Genomic DNA, 15,290 nt, shown 5'->3' on the forward strand with positions numbered 1-15,290 from the left:
GTTTCACGGGGATTAAGGCGGAGGTCGGTCATGCGTATTCCGGCGCATTCGGTATGCACGGCGATCCGTGATGACATCGTCGCGGGTGTCTACGAGCGCGGCAGCCGTCTCACCGAGGAACTGCTCGCTCGCCGGTACGGCGTCAGCCGGGTCCCCGTGCGCGAGGCGCTGCGCACGCTGGAGGCCGAGGGCTTCGTGGTGACCCGCCGGCACGCCGGCGCGTGCGTCGCCGAGCCGACCGAGCAGGAGGCCGCCGACCTGCTGGAGATGCGCATGCTGCTGGAGCCGCTGGGCGCCGCCCGCGCCGCGCAGCGCCGCACGGAGGCGCATCTCAAGGTGCTGCGCGGCCTGGTCAGACTGGGCCAGGAGCGGGCCAGGAGGGGCAACAGCGAGGATCTGCGCTCCCTGGGTGGCTGGTTCCACGAGACGCTCGCACAGGCGTCCGGCAGCCCCGCCCTGACCTCGACACTCGCCCAGCTGCGGCACAAGATCGCCTGGATGTACGCGATCGAGGCGCCGGCCAATCCCGTGGAGTCCTGGGCGGAGCACGGCGGCATCGTGGACGCGGTCGCGCGCGGCGACGGCGACCGGGCCCGGACGATCACGTCCCTGCACACCGAGCGTGCCACCGCCGCGCACCGGCTCCGATTTCCGGGCGGGGCCGGCGGGGCGGAGCGCCCGGACCGTGTGAGGACTTCGCAACGCCCCGTAAACATGCCGAGCCTGCGGCATTAACACGGAAGCCGTATACAAAGAGGGAAGAATTTCGAGGGGCATTTTTTCTGCTGCCCACAGAACGAAAACAGGGCGAAAAGGCGAAGGGCTCGCCCGATAAATCTGACGAGCCCTTCGGTGTGTGTGCGGGTGGCCTTTCAGGCCTTTCCGCTTTCTCTACCCGGTCACTCAGACCGTTTCGGGGAGCTCCTCGAGCCCCTCAGCCACGAGCTTCGCCAGGCGGTCGAGCGCGGCGTCCGCGCCCTCGGCCTCGGAGGAGAGCACGATCTGCTCGCCGCCCTGGGCGCCGAGGCCCAGGACCGCCAGCATGGAGGCCGCGTTGACGGGGTTTCCGTCGGCCTTGGCGATCGTCACGGGGATACCGGAGGCCGTGGTGGCCCGGACGAAGATGGATGCGGGGCGGGCGTGGAGGCCCTCGGCCCAGCCGACGTTGACGCGGCGCTCAGCCATGTGATGCTGCCCTTCAGGTTTCTCGGTTACTCGAGAGAGGTCTAGACCAGGTTGTCTAGACCAGTTTCCCATATGGTGCGACGTACCGGAACGGGCCCACGGCCTGGCCACGAACCGGCTGTCGCGCTTCTGTTGTGCTTCCCCAGGCTGCCCCGCGCCGTTGTCGTACGCGAGCCGTACTCTGGGGCCCATGCAGACCTCGTCGGACCGGCACGAGTACCCCGCCCACTGGGAGGCCGACGTGGTGCTGCGCGACGGCGGCACCGCACGCATCAGGCCCATCACCGTCGATGACGCCGAGCGTCTTGTCAGCTTCTACGAGCAGGTCTCGGACGAGTCGAAGTACTACCGCTTCTTCGCGCCCTACCCTCGCCTGTCCGCCAAGGACGTCCACCGCTTCACGCACCACGACTTCGTGGACCGGGTGGGGCTCGCCGCCACAGTCGGCGGCGAGTTCATCGCCACCGTACGCTACGACCGCATCGGCGCCGACGGAATGGCCGCGTCCGCCCCCGCCGACGAGGCCGAGGTCGCCTTCCTCGTCCAGGACGCCCACCAGGGCCGCGGCGTCGCCTCCGCCCTCCTCGAACACATCGCCGCCGTCGCCCGCGAGCGCGACATCCGACGCTTCGCCGCCGAGGTGCTCCCCGCCAACAGCAAGATGATCAAGGTGTTCACCGACGCCGGGTACCAGCAGAAGCGAAGCTTCGAGGACGGCGTCGTACGCCTGGAGTTCGACCTGGAGCCCACCGACCGCTCCCTAGCCGTGCAACGCGCGCGGGAGCAGCGCGCCGAGGCCAGGTCCGTCCAGCGGCTGCTCGCCCCCGGCTCGGTCGCCGTCATCGGCGCCGGGCGCGCGCCGGGCGGAGTGGGCCGCAGCGTGCTCGCCAATCTGCTGGGCGCCGGCTTCACCGGGCGGCTGTACGCGGTGAACAAGGCCCTCGGGGAGGACGAGAAGGAACTTGCCGGGGTGCCCGCGCACCGGTCCGTCACCGACATCGAGGGACCCGTCGACCTCGCGGTCGTCGCCGTCCCCGCCGCGTACGTCCCCGAAGTCGTCGCCGAGTGCGGTGAACACGGCGTGCAGGGGCTCGTGGTCGTCTCCGCCGGGTACGCCGAGAGCGGCCCGGACGGACGCGAGCGCCAGCGCGAACTGGTGCGCCAGGCGCGCACGTACGGCATGCGGATCATCGGGCCGAACGCCTTCGGGATCATCAACACAGCCCCCGACGTACGGCTCAACGCCTCGCTCGCCCCCGAGACGCCGCGCTCCGGGCGCATCGGTCTCTTCGCCCAGTCCGGCGCCATCGGGATCGCCCTGCTGTCCCGGCTGCACCGGCGTGGGGGAGGGGTCACCGGCGTCACGGGCGTCTCGACCTTCGTGTCGTCCGGCAACCGCGCGGACGTGTCGGGGAACGACGTCCTCCAGTACTGGTACGAGGACCCGGACACCGACGTCGTCCTCATGTACCTGGAGTCGATCGGCAACCCGCGCAAGTTCACCCGCCTCGCCCGGCGCACGGCGGCGGTCAAGCCGCTCGTGGTGGTGCAGGGGGCGCGACACGGTTCCGCGCCCCTGGGGCATGCCGTGCGCGCCACCCGGCTGCCTCACACCACCGTGTCCGCGCTGCTGCGGCAGGCCGGGGTGATCCGGGTCGACACGATCACGGAACTGGTCGACGCGGGGCTGCTGCTGGCCCGGCAGCCTCTGCCGGCGGGACCGCGGGTGGCGATTCTGGGGAACTCCGAGTCGTTGGGGATGCTCACGTACGACGCGTGTCTCTCCGAGGGGCTGCGGCCGCTGCCCCCGCTGGACCTGACGACCGCGGCCTCGGCGCGCGACTTCTACGCGGCGTTGTCGCGGGCGCTGGCCGACGACTCGTGCGACGCGGTGGTGGTGACGGCGATACCGGCGCTGGGGGAGACGTCGCCGGGTGACGCGGCGCTGGCCGAGGCGCTGCGGTCGGCTGCCGCCGCGAATCCGTCCAAGCCGGTGCTGGTTGTGCACGTCGAGTTGGGTGGGCTCGCCGAGGCGTTGTCGGCTGCGGCCAGTACGGCGCCACAGGTGGGTGAGAAGGCCCCCGGCGCTGCAGGCGGTGCCCACCCTCCCTCACTCTCGGCTTCGCTCGAGCGGGGGGACCCTCATCGCCCTGCGGAAGGATTGCCCACCGAGGGAACCGAAGGGGCCGGGACGGCGCTGCAGGCAGGGGCGGCCGAAGAGGCGACGCAACCCCTCGTCGAGGCGCACCTCATCCCCGCCTACCCCGCCGCCGAGCGGGCCGTTCGTGCTCTCTCCGAAGCCGTGAACTACGCCCAGTGGCGGCGGGAGGCGGCGGAGCCGGGGCGGGTGCCCGGGTACGAGGACATCGATGAGAAGGGGGCGGCCGAGCAGATCGACGCGTTGCTGGCCAGGGGTGAGGGGCTCACCCTCGGGGCGGAGGAGACAAGCGCGCTGCTCGCCGGCTACGGCATTCGCCTACGGCAGGCGTGGCCCGCGCCCACGCCCGACGAGGCGGCGAGGGCCGCGGAGGCCATCGGTTACCCCGTCGCGCTCAAGACGACCGCCCCGCACCTGAGGCACCGGGCCGACCTGGGCGGCGTACGGCTCGACCTGGCGGACGAGGAGCAACTGCGACGGGCGTACGCGGAGTTGACGGAGCTGTTCGGGGGGCCCGAGGAGCTGCGTCCGGTCGTGCAGGGCATGGCTCCGCGCGGAGTCGACACGATCGTGCGGACGGTGGTGGACCCGGCGGCCGGAGCGGTGCTCTCGTTCGGGCTCGCCGGGCCCGCGTCGCAGCTGCTCGGCGATATGGCACACCGCCTGATCCCGGCCACCGAGCGGGACGTGGCCTCGCTGGTCCGGTCGATCCGGACGGCACCGCTCCTTTTCGGCTGGCGGGGCTCCGCCCCGGTCGACACGGAGGCGCTGGAGGAGCTGCTGCTGCGGGTCTCCCGACTGGTGGACGACCACCCCGAGGTCGTGGCGGTCTCCCTGGAGCCCGTAGTCGTCGCCCCGCACGGGCTGAGCGTCCTCGGCGCCACCGTCCGGCTCGCGCGCCCGCCCGCCCGCGACGACCTCGGCCCGAGGACGCTTCCGGTGTACTGAGGCCAACGCGTGCGCGATGCCGGCGACGGCGCGCGGACCCCGTACGGACGGCGCACGGCCCCGCGCATTGATCCGTCCACGACAGAACAGAGACGGCAGAGCGGTCCCTCGCAGTCGGTGCGCCACCGTAGGATGGACGTCATGGCCAAGACCAGTACGACGACCCAGGGGCTGCGTGCGGCGATCGAGCGCAGCGGCTACTACCCGGCCCTCGTGGCCGAGGCGGTGGAGGCCGCTGTCGGCGGCGAGGCCATCAAGTCGTACCTGGTCCATCAGGAGACGACGTTCGACGCGAACGAGGTGCGGCGACACGTCACCGTCCTCGTCCTCACGGGCAACCGCTTCATCGTGAGCCACACCGACGAGCAGGCCGCGGACACCACCTCGCCGACGCCGTACGCCACGACGTCGACCGAGTCGGTGAAGATCGGCCGGATCTCGTCGGTCGTGCTCAGTCGTGTCGTCGCCAACCCGGAGTCGTACACACCGGGCACCCTCCCCCGCGAGGTCGTCCTGACGATCGGATGGGGCGCCGTCTCCCGCATCGACCTGGAGCCCGCCGCCTGCGGCGACCCCAACTGCGAGGCGGACCACGGGTACACGGGCAGCTCGACGGCGGACGACCTCAGCCTGCGGGTCAGCGAGGCCGGGGACGGCCCGGAGACCGTGCGTCAGGCCCTCGCCTTCGCGCAGTCCCTCTCCGAGGCGACCGCGGACCCCGCCCGCTGATGGCGCTGGCCACCTGGGACGACCCGGAACCCCTCGCCGTCGGCTCCGCCCCCGTCCCCGAGTACGGCGTCGGCTCGCTCGCCGACCTCCTGCCCACCCTCGCGGCGGGCATGGGAGTCCCCGGTACGACCGCCGTGATACCGGAACTGACCGCGGCCGACCGGGCCTGCGTGTTCCTGATCGACGGCCTGGGCTGGGAGCAGCTGAAGGCGCACCCGGACGAGGCGCCCTACATGGCGGCGCTGCTGGCGTCCTCGCGCGGCGGCACCGGCCTCCCCATCACCGCGGGCTACCCCGCCACCACCGCGACCTCTCTCGCCTCCGTGGGCACCGGCCTGCCCCCGGGCGCGCACGGGCTGCCCGGCTACACGGTCCGCAACCCGGAGACCGGCGAGCTGATGAACCAGCTCCGCTGGCAGCCGTGGACGTCACCGCGCGTGTGGCAGCCGTACCCCACGATCTTCCAGCTCGCCGACCAGGCGGGTGTGCACACCGCCCAGGTCACCTCCCCCGCCTTCCAGAACACCCCCCTCACCCAGATCGCGCTGAGCGGCGGCACCTTCCACGGCCGCCTCTCCGGCGAGGACCGTATGGATGTGGCCGCCGCACAACTGGCCGCCGGGGACCGCGCGTTGATCTACACGTACTACTCCGAGCTGGACGGCGCGGGGCACCGCTTCGGCGTCGACTCGGACGCCTGGCGCGGTCAGCTCATGCACGTCGACCGGCTGGTCCAGCGCCTGGCGGAGCAACTGCCGCCGCGCACGGCCCTGTACGTGACGGCCGACCACGGCATGATCGACATCCCGTTCGACGAGCAGCACCGCATCGACTTCGACGAGGACTGGGAGCTGCGTGCCGGGGTCGCCCTGCTGGGCGGCGAGGGCCGGGCCCGCCATGTGTATGCCGTGCCGGGTGCCCAGTCGGACGTCCTGACCTGCTGGCGCGAGGTGCTCGGCGAGCAGTTCTGGATCGCCTCGCGCGACGAGGCGATCGCGGCGGGCTGGTTCGGACCGCAGGTCGACGAGCGCGTGTACGCCCGCCTCGGCGACGTGGTCGCGGCCGCGCGCGACGACGTGCTGATCATCGCCTCCGAGCGGGAGCCCAAGGAGTCGGCGATGGTCGGCAACCACGGTTCGATGACCCCCGTGGAACAGCTGGTCCCGCTCCTCGAAGTACGCTCCTGAAGCCCTGCCCCCTCCCCCCTCCGCCCTGCCCACCCTCGCCGTCCTGCCGGTCCCGTCGCTCCCTCGCCCTCCATGCCGAAAGGTGCTCAACTCACCATGCCCGAGCTGGTGTTCTTCTCCGGAACCATGGACTGCGGGAAGTCGACGCTGGCCCTCCAGATAGAGCACAACCGTTCGGCGCGCGGCCTCCAGGGCATGATCTTCACGCGTGACGACCGCGCGGGCGAGGGCAAACTGTCGTCGCGGCTGGGCCTGGTCACCGACGCCGTGGAGGTCGAGGACGGCCAGGACCTCTACGCCTACCTCGTCGACCACCTCTCCCAGGGCCGCCGCGCGGACTATGTGATCGCCGACGAGGCCCAGTTCCTCGCCCCCGAGCAGATCGACCAACTCGCCCGCGTCGTGGACGACCTGGGCCTCGACGTCTACGCCTTCGGCATCACGACCGACTTCCGCTCCAAGCTCTTTCCCGGCTCCCAGCGCCTCGTCGAACTCGCCGACCGCGTCGAGGTCCTCCAGGTGGAGGCCCTCTGCTGGTGCGGCGCCCGCGCCACCCACAACGCCCGCACCATAGGCGGCCAGATGGTCGTCGAGGGCGCCCAGGTCGTCGTCGGTGACGTCAACCAGCCCGACGACATCGGCTACGAGGTCCTCTGCCGCCGTCACCACCGCCGCCGCATGACAGCGGCCACGGCCCACGCCAGCGCGCTCTCCCCGGACGTCCTGCCGGTCGAGACGGTCTGACTGGAACCCCGCCCCCGGGGTCACCTGACATCACCGGGCCGCCGGAGTTCACCCGACCGTGCGACCGGCCGAGCCGACGGTTCAGAGTTCCGTGTGCACCACCGCGAACTTCGCGCCCTCCGGGTCGGCGAGGGTGGCCACCGGACCGTGCGGGGTGTCGTGGGTGGGTTTGAGGACGTGACCACCGAGTTCGATGACGCGGTTGGCGGCCTCGTCGGGGTCGGTCACCTCGAAGTAGGTCAGCCAGTGCGGGCCCCGGTCGCGGGGGAGCGCGCTGCCGACGCCGTGGATGCCGGCGACGGGGCGGCCCTCGATGCGGAGGGTGACGTAGTCGAGGTCGGCGGAGACGACCGGCTCCTCCTCGTAACCGAACGCCGTCTCGTAGAACTTGGCGACCAGCGAGCTGTCGACGGTGAGGAGTTCGTCCCACGCCGGGGTGCCGGGGACGCCGGTGATGTCCGCGCCGAGATGCTCCGCCGCCTGCCAGATGCCGAAGACGGCGCCCGCGGGGTCGGAGGCGATCGCCAGGCGGCCCGCCTCGCCGGCGTCCAGCGGACCGACGCCGACGGTGCCACCGCAGTGCCGTACGGTCTCCGCCGTCAGGTCCGCGTCGTCCGAGGCGAAGTACGGCGTCCAGGCGATGGGGAGATGGCGGTCCGGCGGCAGCTGGCCGATGCCCGCCACCTGGTGCCCGTCGAGCAGTGCCCGCACGTACGGGCCGAGCTGCTGGGGGCCGGGCTGGAACTCCCAGCCGAACAGCGCCCCGTAGAAGTCCTGGGTCGTGGCCATCCCGTGCACCATCAGGCTCACCCAGCAAGGGGTGCCCGGTGGATACGCCGCACCGTTCAGGCCGGCCGACCCCCGTGCCTCGGTCATCGTCACTCTCTCCTCGGCCCCTCGCGGCGGCCGTGTCCGTCCGCCCTCCGTACGCGTGTACCGCGTCCACGCGCGATCACGCCCCGTGCCGATGCTCGCACCACCCGTAGCGCCACGGGCCCGCGCCGCACCGCCGCGCGACGCGTACGTACGCGAGGATGCCCGGCTTGCCGGTACCGGTCGCTTTCCGCTTCGCTGCCGTGCGGTGTCCATCGGTTGTACGGCATGTGCCCGATCCCGTACGCCTCGTGATCGGCACCGCCCGGCGGGCAGAGTAGCCGGACCAGGGCGACGCGGCCACCCCGTACGCGAGGATGGGGCCATGAACGCCATCATCTCCGCCTCCGACCTCGCGAACGAGCTGGCGGGAGCCAACCCGCCGGTCCTCCTGGACGTCCGCTGGCAGTTGGGCGGCCCGAACCTGCGCCCCGAGTACGAACAGGCGCACATCCCGGGAGCCGTCTTCGTCGACCTGGACGCCGAACTCGCCGGCCCGGCGGGCTCCGGCGGCCGGCATCCGCTGCCCGACCTGGAGGCCTTCGGTACGACGATGCGGGTGGCCGGGGTCTCCGCCGACCGCTCCGTCGTCGTGTACGACGGCGGGCTCAACTGGGCCGCCGCGCGCGCGTGGTGGCTGCTCGGCTGGGCGGGCCACCCCTCGGTACGAGTCCTGGACGGCGGTCTGGCGGCCTGGGAAGGCCCGTTGACGGCCGAGATCCCGGAGCCGGCCGTCGGCACCTTCACACCCGTCCCGGGCGGGCTGCCGCTGCTCGACGCGGACGGCGCCGCCGCGCTGGCCCGCAACGGGCTGCTCCTGGACGCCCGGGCCGCCGAGCGCTACCGAGGCGACGTGGAGCCCATCGACCCGGTCGGCGGGCACATCCCGGGCGCGGTGTCGGCCCCGACCGCGGAGAACGTGGCCGAATCCGGCCGCTTCCGGTCCGCCGCCGAACTCTCCGACCGCTTCAAGGGATTCGGTGCGACGGCCGACTCCGAGGTCGGCGTCTACTGCGGCTCCGGTGTCTCCGGTGCCCACCAGGTGCTGGCACTGGCCGTCGCGGACATCCCTGCGGCCCTGTACGTGGGCTCGTGGTCGGAGTGGTCCCGGGACGGCGACCGCCCGGTGGCCACCGGACCCGACCCTCAGTGACCCACCGCCGACGGCATGCCGTGGGGCCCGCGTCTGAACGACGCGGGCCCCACACACGTATGAATGACCGATCCTGCACCAACAGAGACCAACAGAGACCAACAGAGAAGCAGGTGAGGGCAGAGACGAGGAAACGTATCCGCGCGAACGACCGCCCCGACTCCCCACCGCTGTAGGTCCGCTACTCCTGCTTCTTGCGTCGCGTACCGAACACGATCTCGTCCCAGCTCGGCACCGCCGCGCGACGGCCCGGCCGGACGCCGTCGGCCTCGGCCTGGCGGTCGGTGGCGCCGGTGAGCCGGTCGCGGTGGCCGTTGACCGACCGCGGCATGAGGATGTCCGCGTAGGCGGAACCGGCCGAGGCCGCGGGGGCCGCGGGCTCCTCCTCCACCGCTTCCTCGACGGAGACGGACTCCTCCTGCGGTTCGGCGGAGGGCATTTCGGGCACCACCAGGTCGCCCCGGTAGCTGGGGACGGCCTCCAGGATGCTGGTGAGCGAGTCGCGCTCGCTCACCAACTCCTCGCCGGGCTCGGGCGGAGAGGGCAGGGCGGGACGTTCCGCCTGGCGGTCCAGGGGGCGGTCACGGGGCAGCCGCGCGATTCTCGGCACGAACGGGAAGCTCGGCTCGGGCGTCCCGAGGTCGTCGGACTCGCCGATCAGAGAACGCGCCTCGTCGTCGACGGCCTGGACGAGCCGCCGGGGCGGGTCGTACGTCCAGCTCGCCGAGTGCGGTTCGCCCGCGACGCAGTACACCAACAGGACTTCCCAGGTGCCGTCGTCGCGGCGCCACGAGTCCCACTGGACGGTGTCCTTCTCGGCGCCGCGCAGCAGCAGTCGCTCCTGGACGGCCTCGCCGAGCTGGGGCCCGGCCGCGTTCTCGCCGGGACGGCGGACCGGGGTCTTGCGGGCCCGCTCGGCCATGAAGGCGCGCTCGGCCAGTACGGGACCCTCGAACCGGCGTACCCGGTCGACGGGGATGCCGGCGAGCTGCGCGACTTCCTCGGCCGTGGCACCCGCGCGTATCCGCGCCTGGATGTCACGGGGACGGAGATGGCTCTCCACCTCGATCTCGATCTGACCGAGGCGGGGACGGTCGCCGCGCACGGCGGCACGCAGCCGTTCGTCGATCGGCAGCGTGTACTCCGTGGAATCGGCAGCCTTCAGCACCAGCCGTGTGCCGTCATTGGAGACGGCCACGACACGCAGTTCGGGCATGGGGACCTCCCGGGTGGTGCCTGCCGACGTCACGTGCGTCGCTGCTTCCGCTAGTGAGTGTGGCCTGCCCGGGTGCAGCCTGCCACAACCTTGCCGAGTTGCCCGGCGTGTCGGGCGTGAGCCCGAGGCTGCCGTTATGGCACGGTTACCTGTTCGCAACGCTAAGTGACGAACCTCATCACCCTGTGCAACGATCCCCCTCCCGGCGGTCCTCTAAGGCCCCGGACACCCTGGCGGGAGTCCGGATCCAGGGCTCGCAACAGTACTCCATTCGGGCCACTTGCGTGGATCGGCACGCCGCTCAACTTCTCATGAGAGACGCCAATCCGCCGCCGGAACAGACCTTTTCGTGACCTCGGGAGGGACGGGCTGCACGCGATCATCGGAAACGCCCGCCCGGCTAGGCCCCGAGCACGCGGCGCAAGTAGTCGTTCTGGAACCGCCGTTCGGGGTCGAGCCGGTCACGTAGAGCGGTGAACTCGCCGAAGCGGGGATAGACCTTGGAGAAGTAGTCCGTGTCCCGGGTGTGCACCTTGCCCCAGTGCGGCCGCCCCTCGTGCGCGGTGAAGATCCGCTCGGCGGCGGTGAAGTAGGCCTGATAGGGCGTGCCCCTGAACATGTGCACGGCGACGTACGCGCTCTCGCGGCCGGAGGCGGTGGAGAGCGTGATGTCGTCGGCCGGGGCGGTGCGGACCTCGACGGGGAAGCTGACGCGCAGCTTCGAACGGTCGACCATCGCCTTGAGTTCACGCAGCGTGTCCACCAGGGCCGCGCGCGGAACGGCGAACTCCATCTCCACGAAGCGCACCCGGCGCGGAGACGTGAAGACCTTGTAGGGGATGTCGGTGTAGGTCCGCGCGGACAGGGCGCGGCTGGAGATCTGCGCGATCGTCGGGATGGTGGCGGGGACCGCCTGGCCGACCCAGTTGGCCACCTGGAAGACGCCGTTGGAGAGGAACTCGTCCTCGAACCAGCTGTTCAGCTGCGGTACGGGCTTCTCGGGGCCCGCGCTGCGGTTGTTGCGCTTGGTGTTGGTGCTGCCGGTGTGCGGGAACCAGTAGAACTCGAAGTGCTCGTTCTCGGCGTGCAGTTCGTCGAACTCGGCCAGCACCCTCTCGAACGGCATCGGCTCCTCGCGTGCCGTGAGCAGGAAGATCGGCTCCACGGCGAAGGTGATCGCGGTGACGATGCCGAGGGCGCCGATGCCGACGCGGGCGGCTGCGAAGACGTCGGGATTCTCGGTCGCGGAACAAGTGAGGATCGAGCCGTCGGCGGTGACCAGTTCGAGTCCCCGGATCTGGGCGGCGATCGATGCCGAGTCGCGGCCGGTGCCGTGCGTGCCGGTGCTGGTCGCGCCGGAGACCGTCTGCTCCATGATGTCGCCCATGTTCGTGAGCGACAGCCCCTCGCGCGCGAGAGCCATGTTGAGCCGCTTGAGCGGGGTGCCGGCGGCGACCGTGACGGTCATGGCCTCGCGGTCGATCCTGCGTATGCCCGTCAGCAGTTGAGGGCGGATCAACACGCCGTCGGTCGCGGCGGCGGCCGTGAAGGAGTGGCCCGTGCCGACCGCCTTCACCCTGAGGTCGTCCTCGGCGGCCTGCCGTACGGCCGCGGCGAGTTCCTCGACGGTGGCAGGAGTGACCTCCCGTACGGGCCGGGCGGTGACGTTCCCCGCCCAGTTACGCCACGTGCCGCTCTTCCCGATCACTGTGGTGCTCATGGGGCCCTCCCCGCCTTGGAGCCGGCCTGCGCAGCCGGCGGTACCCGAGGAAACCGACCGCGACCGCGACGGCCCCGGACGCCGCCGGAACCACGTACCCCGCCTCCGCCCCGGCCGCGTCGATCACCCAGCCGGAGACCGAGGAGCCGAGCGCGACGCCGACCGCGAGCCCGGTGCCCACCCAGGTCATGCCCTCGGTCAGTTGCGTGCGTGGTACGTGCTCTTCGATCAAGGACATCGTCGTGATCATCGTGGGTGCGATGGACAGGCCCGCGACGAAGAGCGCCACGGCCAGAAACGGCAAGTTTCCGACCAGTAGGAGGGGGATCATACTCACGGCCATGCCGCACACGCCCAGCAGCCATCGGCGTTCTGCCGCCCCGGTGAAGCGCAACAGCCCGAAGACGATGCCCGCGGCGCACGAACCGGCCGCGTAGAGGGCCAGGACGACGCTCGCGGCGGCCTTGTGGCCCTGCTCCTCGGCGAAGGCCACGGTGACCACGTCGACGGCCCCGAAGATCGCCCCGGTCGCCACGAAGGTGGCCACCAGGACCTGCAGTCCGGGCGAGCGCAGCGCCGAGCGGCCCTTGTCGTCCCGATCGCGCGGGTGCGGCGCCGGTTCGGTGGTGCGCTGCGCGGTCAGCCAGAAGACGCCGACCGCGAGGAAGCAGGCGGCGAGCAGCGGCCCGGCCTCCGGGAACCACGCCGTGGAGAGCCCGATCGAGATGATCGGTCCGAAGATGAAGCAGACCTCGTCGATGACGGACTCGAAGGAGTACGCGGTGTGCAGCTGCGGGGTGTCCCGGTACAGGGCCGCCCACCGCGCCCGGGTCATCGCCCCGAGGCTCGGCACGCAGCCGATGCCGGCCGAGCAGACGTACAGCACCCAGTCCGGCCAGCCGTAGTGCGCGGCGAACAGCAGCCCCGCGGAGGCGGCCAGTGCGACGAGGGTCGCCGGGCGCAGCACGCGCCGCTGTCCGTGCTGGTCCACCAGGCGCGAGATCTGCGGGCCGAGCACGGCGGCGGACAGCGCGATGGTCGCCGAGAGCGCGCCGGCCAGGCCGTACCGGCCGGTGAGCTGGGAGATCATCGTGACCACGCCGATGCCCATCATGGACAGCGGCATCCGGCCGAGGAGACCCGCGGCGGTGAAGCCCTTGGTACCGGGGGTGGCGAACAGGGCGGTGTAGGGGCTGGGCACGGGGTCTCCGGTCGGTCCGGTAAGCGGAGGAGAGAGTTCCTCGTAAGGTGTGAACGCAGTCGATACAGCTTACGGGTGAGGTAACCCTAAGTCATCCTCGGGGCGTGGGCCGGGATCCCGGCTGCCGGTGCCGGGTGGCAGGATCGGAGACATGCCACACGCGCACGACGCCACCCCCTACGACGCCCTGCTCCTGCTCTCGTTCGGCGGCCCGGAGGGCCCGGACGACGTGGTCCCGTTCCTGGAGAACGTGACGCGGGGTCGCGGCATCCCCAAGGAACGCCTCAAGGAAGTCGGGCAGCACTACTTCCTGTTCGGCGGGGTCAGCCCTATCAATGACCAGAACCGCGCCCTGCTCGACGCCCTCCGCAAGGACTTCGCCGAGCACGGCCTGGACCTGCCCATCTACTGGGGCAACCGCAACTGGGCGCCCTACCTGACCGACACGCTGCGCGAGATGGTCACCGACGGCCGCCGCCGCGTCCTGGTTCTCGCCACCAGCGCGTACGCCTCGTACTCGGGCTGCCGCCAGTACCGCGAGAACCTCGCCGACTCGCTCGCCGCCCTGGAGGCCGAGGGCCTGGAGCTGCCGAAGGTCGACAAGATCCGGCACTATTTCAACCACCCGGGCTTCCTGGAGCCCATGATCCACGGCGTCCTGGAGTCGCTCGCCGACCTCCCCGAGGACGTCCGCGACGGCGCGCACCTCGCCTTCTGCACGCACTCCATCCCGAACGCCTCGGCCGACACCTCAGGCCCGGTCGAGGTGCACGGGGACGGCGGCGCGTACGTGGCGGAGCACCTGGAGGTCTCGCGGCTCATCGTTGACGCCGTGCGCGAGCGGACCGGCGTCGAGCACCCCTGGCAGCTCGTGTACCAGTCCCGCTCCGGCGCCCCGCACATCCCGTGGCTGGAGCCGGACATCTGCGACCACCTGGAGGAGCGGCACGCGGCCGGGGCCCCGGCCGTCGTGATGGCACCCATCGGGTTCGTCTCGGACCACATGGAGGTCCTGTACGACCTCGACACCGAGGCCGTGGCCAAGGGCGAGGAGCTGGGCCTGCCGGTCCGCCGCTCGGCCACCGTGGGCGCCGCCCCGCGCTTCGCCGCCGCGATCCGCGACCTCGTCCTGGAGCGCGCCGCGACCGAGCGGGGCCAGGACGTGACGGCCTGCGCCCTCGGCATGCTCGGCGCGAGCCACAACCTGTGCCCGGCCGGCTGCTGCCCGGCCCGTGCCCCGCAGCCCGCCGCCGCGGGCGCCGACAGCCCGTACGTGTGAGGAGCACCGTGACCGACCAGTCAGAGCGTCCGGGCGGCCTGAAGGCCGAACTGCTGGAGATCGCCCTGGACGCCGCCCACCGCGCGGGAGCCTTCCTGCGCGACGGCCGGCCCGCCGATCTCGGCGTGGCCGCCACCAAGTCCAGCGCGGTCGACGTCGTCACCGAGATGGACATCGCCTCCGAGAAGCTGATCACCGGCCTGCTGGCCGAGCGCAGGCCGCACGACGGCGTGCTCGGCGAGGAGGGCGCCAGCGTCGAGGGCACCAGCGGCGTCCAGTGGGTGATCGACCCCATCGACGGCACCGTCAACTACCTGTACGGACTGCCCAGTTGGGCCGTGTCCATCGCGGCCCGGGTGGACGGCGAGACGGTCGTGGGCGTGGTCCACGCCCCGGAGCGCGGCGAGACCTTCCAGGCCGTCCTCGGCGAGGGCGCCCACCTCAACGACCGCCCCGCGCGCGTGCGCCCCGCGCCCGCCCTGGAGCTGGCCCTCGTCGGCACCGGCTTCGGCTACCGCGCCGAGCGGCGGGCCAGGCAGGCTGACGTGCTGCGCGAGCTGATTCCCCACGTGCGGGACATCCGGCGCGGCGGCTCGGCCGCGATCGACCTGTGTGACGTGGCCGTGGGCCGCCTGGACGCCTACTACGAGCGCGGTCTCAACGCCTGGGACTACGCGGCGGGCGACCTCATCGCCCGGGAGGCGGGCGCCCTGACCGGTGGCCGCCCCTCAGAGCCCCTCTCACCCGACCTGACCATCGCGGCCCCACCCGGCCTCTTCCAGGTCCTCCAGACCCGCCTGGAGGACCTGGGCGCCTGGCACGACTGACACCGCCACAGCGGGACGAGGCGTCCCGGAGGCGAACCGAGCCACAAAAAAGCGGGACCCCGGCCTGGAT

The 15,290-nt window shown here is 71.8% G+C and carries 13 protein-coding genes; 8 read left to right on the forward strand and 5 right to left on the reverse strand.

Annotation, left to right across the window (positions count from 1 at the left end):
- Positions 1–30 precede the first annotated feature (30 nt).
- A complete protein-coding gene (locus ACFU53_RS24560; protein WP_383996213.1) occupies positions 31–735 on the forward strand; it encodes a GntR family transcriptional regulator in 705 nt (234 codons plus the stop codon).
- 168 nt (positions 736–903) lie between these two features.
- On the opposite strand, the gene ACFU53_RS24565 is transcribed toward ACFU53_RS24560, so the two are convergent.
- Positions 904–1,185 (reverse strand): HPr family phosphocarrier protein, encoded by a 282-nt coding sequence (locus ACFU53_RS24565; RefSeq protein ID WP_383996215.1) that lies wholly within the window; start codon positions 1,183–1,185, stop codon positions 904–906.
- 190 nt (positions 1,186–1,375) lie between these two features.
- On the opposite strand from ACFU53_RS24565, the gene ACFU53_RS24570 reads away from it, so the two are divergent.
- The 4 genes from ACFU53_RS24570 (at position 1,376) to ACFU53_RS24585 (ending at position 6,951) form a co-directional block, all read left to right on the forward strand.
- Entirely contained in the window at positions 1,376–4,291 is a 2,916-nt protein-coding gene (locus ACFU53_RS24570; RefSeq protein WP_383996218.1) for a GNAT family N-acetyltransferase, read from the forward strand.
- 141 nt (positions 4,292–4,432) lie between these two features.
- A complete protein-coding gene (locus tag ACFU53_RS24575) occupies positions 4,433–5,020 on the forward strand; it encodes a DUF5998 family protein (RefSeq protein WP_383996221.1) in 588 nt (195 codons plus the stop codon).
- Positions 5,020–6,207 (forward strand): alkaline phosphatase family protein, encoded by a 1,188-nt coding sequence (locus tag ACFU53_RS24580; protein WP_383996223.1) that lies wholly within the window; start codon positions 5,020–5,022, stop codon positions 6,205–6,207. Before ACFU53_RS24575 ends, ACFU53_RS24580 begins: the two co-directional genes overlap by 1 nt.
- Before the next feature lie 96 nt (positions 6,208–6,303).
- Positions 6,304–6,951, forward strand: coding sequence for a thymidine kinase (locus tag ACFU53_RS24585; RefSeq protein ID WP_383996226.1), 648 nt, complete (start codon positions 6,304–6,306; stop codon positions 6,949–6,951).
- A gap of 81 nt (positions 6,952–7,032) precedes the next feature.
- Here the strand turns inward: ACFU53_RS24585 and ACFU53_RS24590 are convergent, their stop codons facing one another.
- Positions 7,033–7,827 (reverse strand): VOC family protein, encoded by a 795-nt coding sequence (locus tag ACFU53_RS24590; protein ID WP_383996229.1) that lies wholly within the window; start codon positions 7,825–7,827, stop codon positions 7,033–7,035.
- A gap of 322 nt (positions 7,828–8,149) precedes the next feature.
- On the opposite strand from ACFU53_RS24590, the gene ACFU53_RS24595 reads away from it, so the two are divergent.
- Entirely contained in the window at positions 8,150–8,977 is an 828-nt protein-coding gene (locus tag ACFU53_RS24595; RefSeq protein WP_383996232.1) for a sulfurtransferase, read from the forward strand.
- A 181-nt stretch (positions 8,978–9,158) separates the two neighbouring features.
- On the opposite strand, the gene sepH is transcribed toward ACFU53_RS24595, so the two are convergent.
- The 3 genes from sepH to ACFU53_RS24610 form a co-directional block, all read right to left on the reverse strand.
- Entirely contained in the window at positions 9,159–10,193 is a 1,035-nt protein-coding gene (gene sepH, locus ACFU53_RS24600) for a septation protein SepH (protein ID WP_383996235.1), read from the reverse strand.
- Positions 10,194–10,593: 400 nt separating this feature from the next.
- The gene (locus tag ACFU53_RS24605; protein WP_383996238.1) at positions 10,594–11,913 is read right to left on the reverse strand and encodes a D-arabinono-1,4-lactone oxidase; all 1,320 of its coding nucleotides are present in this window, start codon (positions 11,911–11,913) and stop codon (positions 10,594–10,596) included.
- On the reverse strand, positions 11,873–13,114 hold the full coding sequence (locus ACFU53_RS24610) for an MFS transporter (protein ID WP_383996241.1): 1,242 nt from the start codon (positions 13,112–13,114) through the stop codon (positions 11,873–11,875). The genes ACFU53_RS24605 and ACFU53_RS24610 overlap by 41 nt, the downstream gene beginning before the upstream one ends.
- 151 nt (positions 13,115–13,265) lie before the next feature.
- Here ACFU53_RS24610 and ACFU53_RS24615 point away from each other — a divergent pair, with 151 nt between their 5' ends.
- Together ACFU53_RS24615 and ACFU53_RS24620 are read left to right on the forward strand one after the other, a co-directional pair.
- On the forward strand, positions 13,266–14,393 hold the full coding sequence (locus ACFU53_RS24615) for a ferrochelatase (RefSeq protein ID WP_383996244.1): 1,128 nt from the start codon (positions 13,266–13,268) through the stop codon (positions 14,391–14,393).
- 8 nt (positions 14,394–14,401) lie between these two features.
- The gene (locus ACFU53_RS24620; protein ID WP_383996247.1) at positions 14,402–15,220 is read left to right on the forward strand and encodes an inositol monophosphatase family protein; all 819 of its coding nucleotides are present in this window, start codon (positions 14,402–14,404) and stop codon (positions 15,218–15,220) included.
- The last annotated feature ends 70 nt before the right edge of the window (positions 15,221–15,290 follow it).

Origin of the sequence: Streptomyces sp. NPDC057474, assembly GCF_042802555.1 — a bacterium.
Taxonomy (GTDB): domain Bacteria; phylum Actinomycetota; class Actinomycetes; order Streptomycetales; family Streptomycetaceae; genus Streptomyces.

Coding starts and splice junctions, on each gene's coding strand:
- ACFU53_RS24560 (WP_383996213.1), top strand. CDS start 31: ATGCGTATTCCGGCGCATTCGGTATGCACGGCGATCCGTGATGACATC.
- ACFU53_RS24565 (WP_383996215.1), bottom strand. CDS start 1,185: ATGGCTGAGCGCCGCGTCAACGTCGGCTGGGCCGAGGGCCTCCACGCC.
- ACFU53_RS24570 (WP_383996218.1), top strand. CDS start 1,376: ATGCAGACCTCGTCGGACCGGCACGAGTACCCCGCCCACTGGGAGGCC.
- ACFU53_RS24575 (WP_383996221.1), top strand. CDS start 4,433: ATGGCCAAGACCAGTACGACGACCCAGGGGCTGCGTGCGGCGATCGAG.
- ACFU53_RS24580 (WP_383996223.1), top strand. CDS start 5,020: ATGGCGCTGGCCACCTGGGACGACCCGGAACCCCTCGCCGTCGGCTCC.
- ACFU53_RS24585 (WP_383996226.1), top strand. CDS start 6,304: ATGCCCGAGCTGGTGTTCTTCTCCGGAACCATGGACTGCGGGAAGTCG.
- ACFU53_RS24590 (WP_383996229.1), bottom strand. CDS start 7,827: ATGACCGAGGCACGGGGGTCGGCCGGCCTGAACGGTGCGGCGTATCCA.
- ACFU53_RS24595 (WP_383996232.1), top strand. CDS start 8,150: ATGAACGCCATCATCTCCGCCTCCGACCTCGCGAACGAGCTGGCGGGA.
- sepH (WP_383996235.1), bottom strand. CDS start 10,193: ATGCCCGAACTGCGTGTCGTGGCCGTCTCCAATGACGGCACACGGCTG.
- ACFU53_RS24605 (WP_383996238.1), bottom strand. CDS start 11,913: ATGAGCACCACAGTGATCGGGAAGAGCGGCACGTGGCGTAACTGGGCG.
- ACFU53_RS24615 (WP_383996244.1), top strand. CDS start 13,266: ATGCCACACGCGCACGACGCCACCCCCTACGACGCCCTGCTCCTGCTC.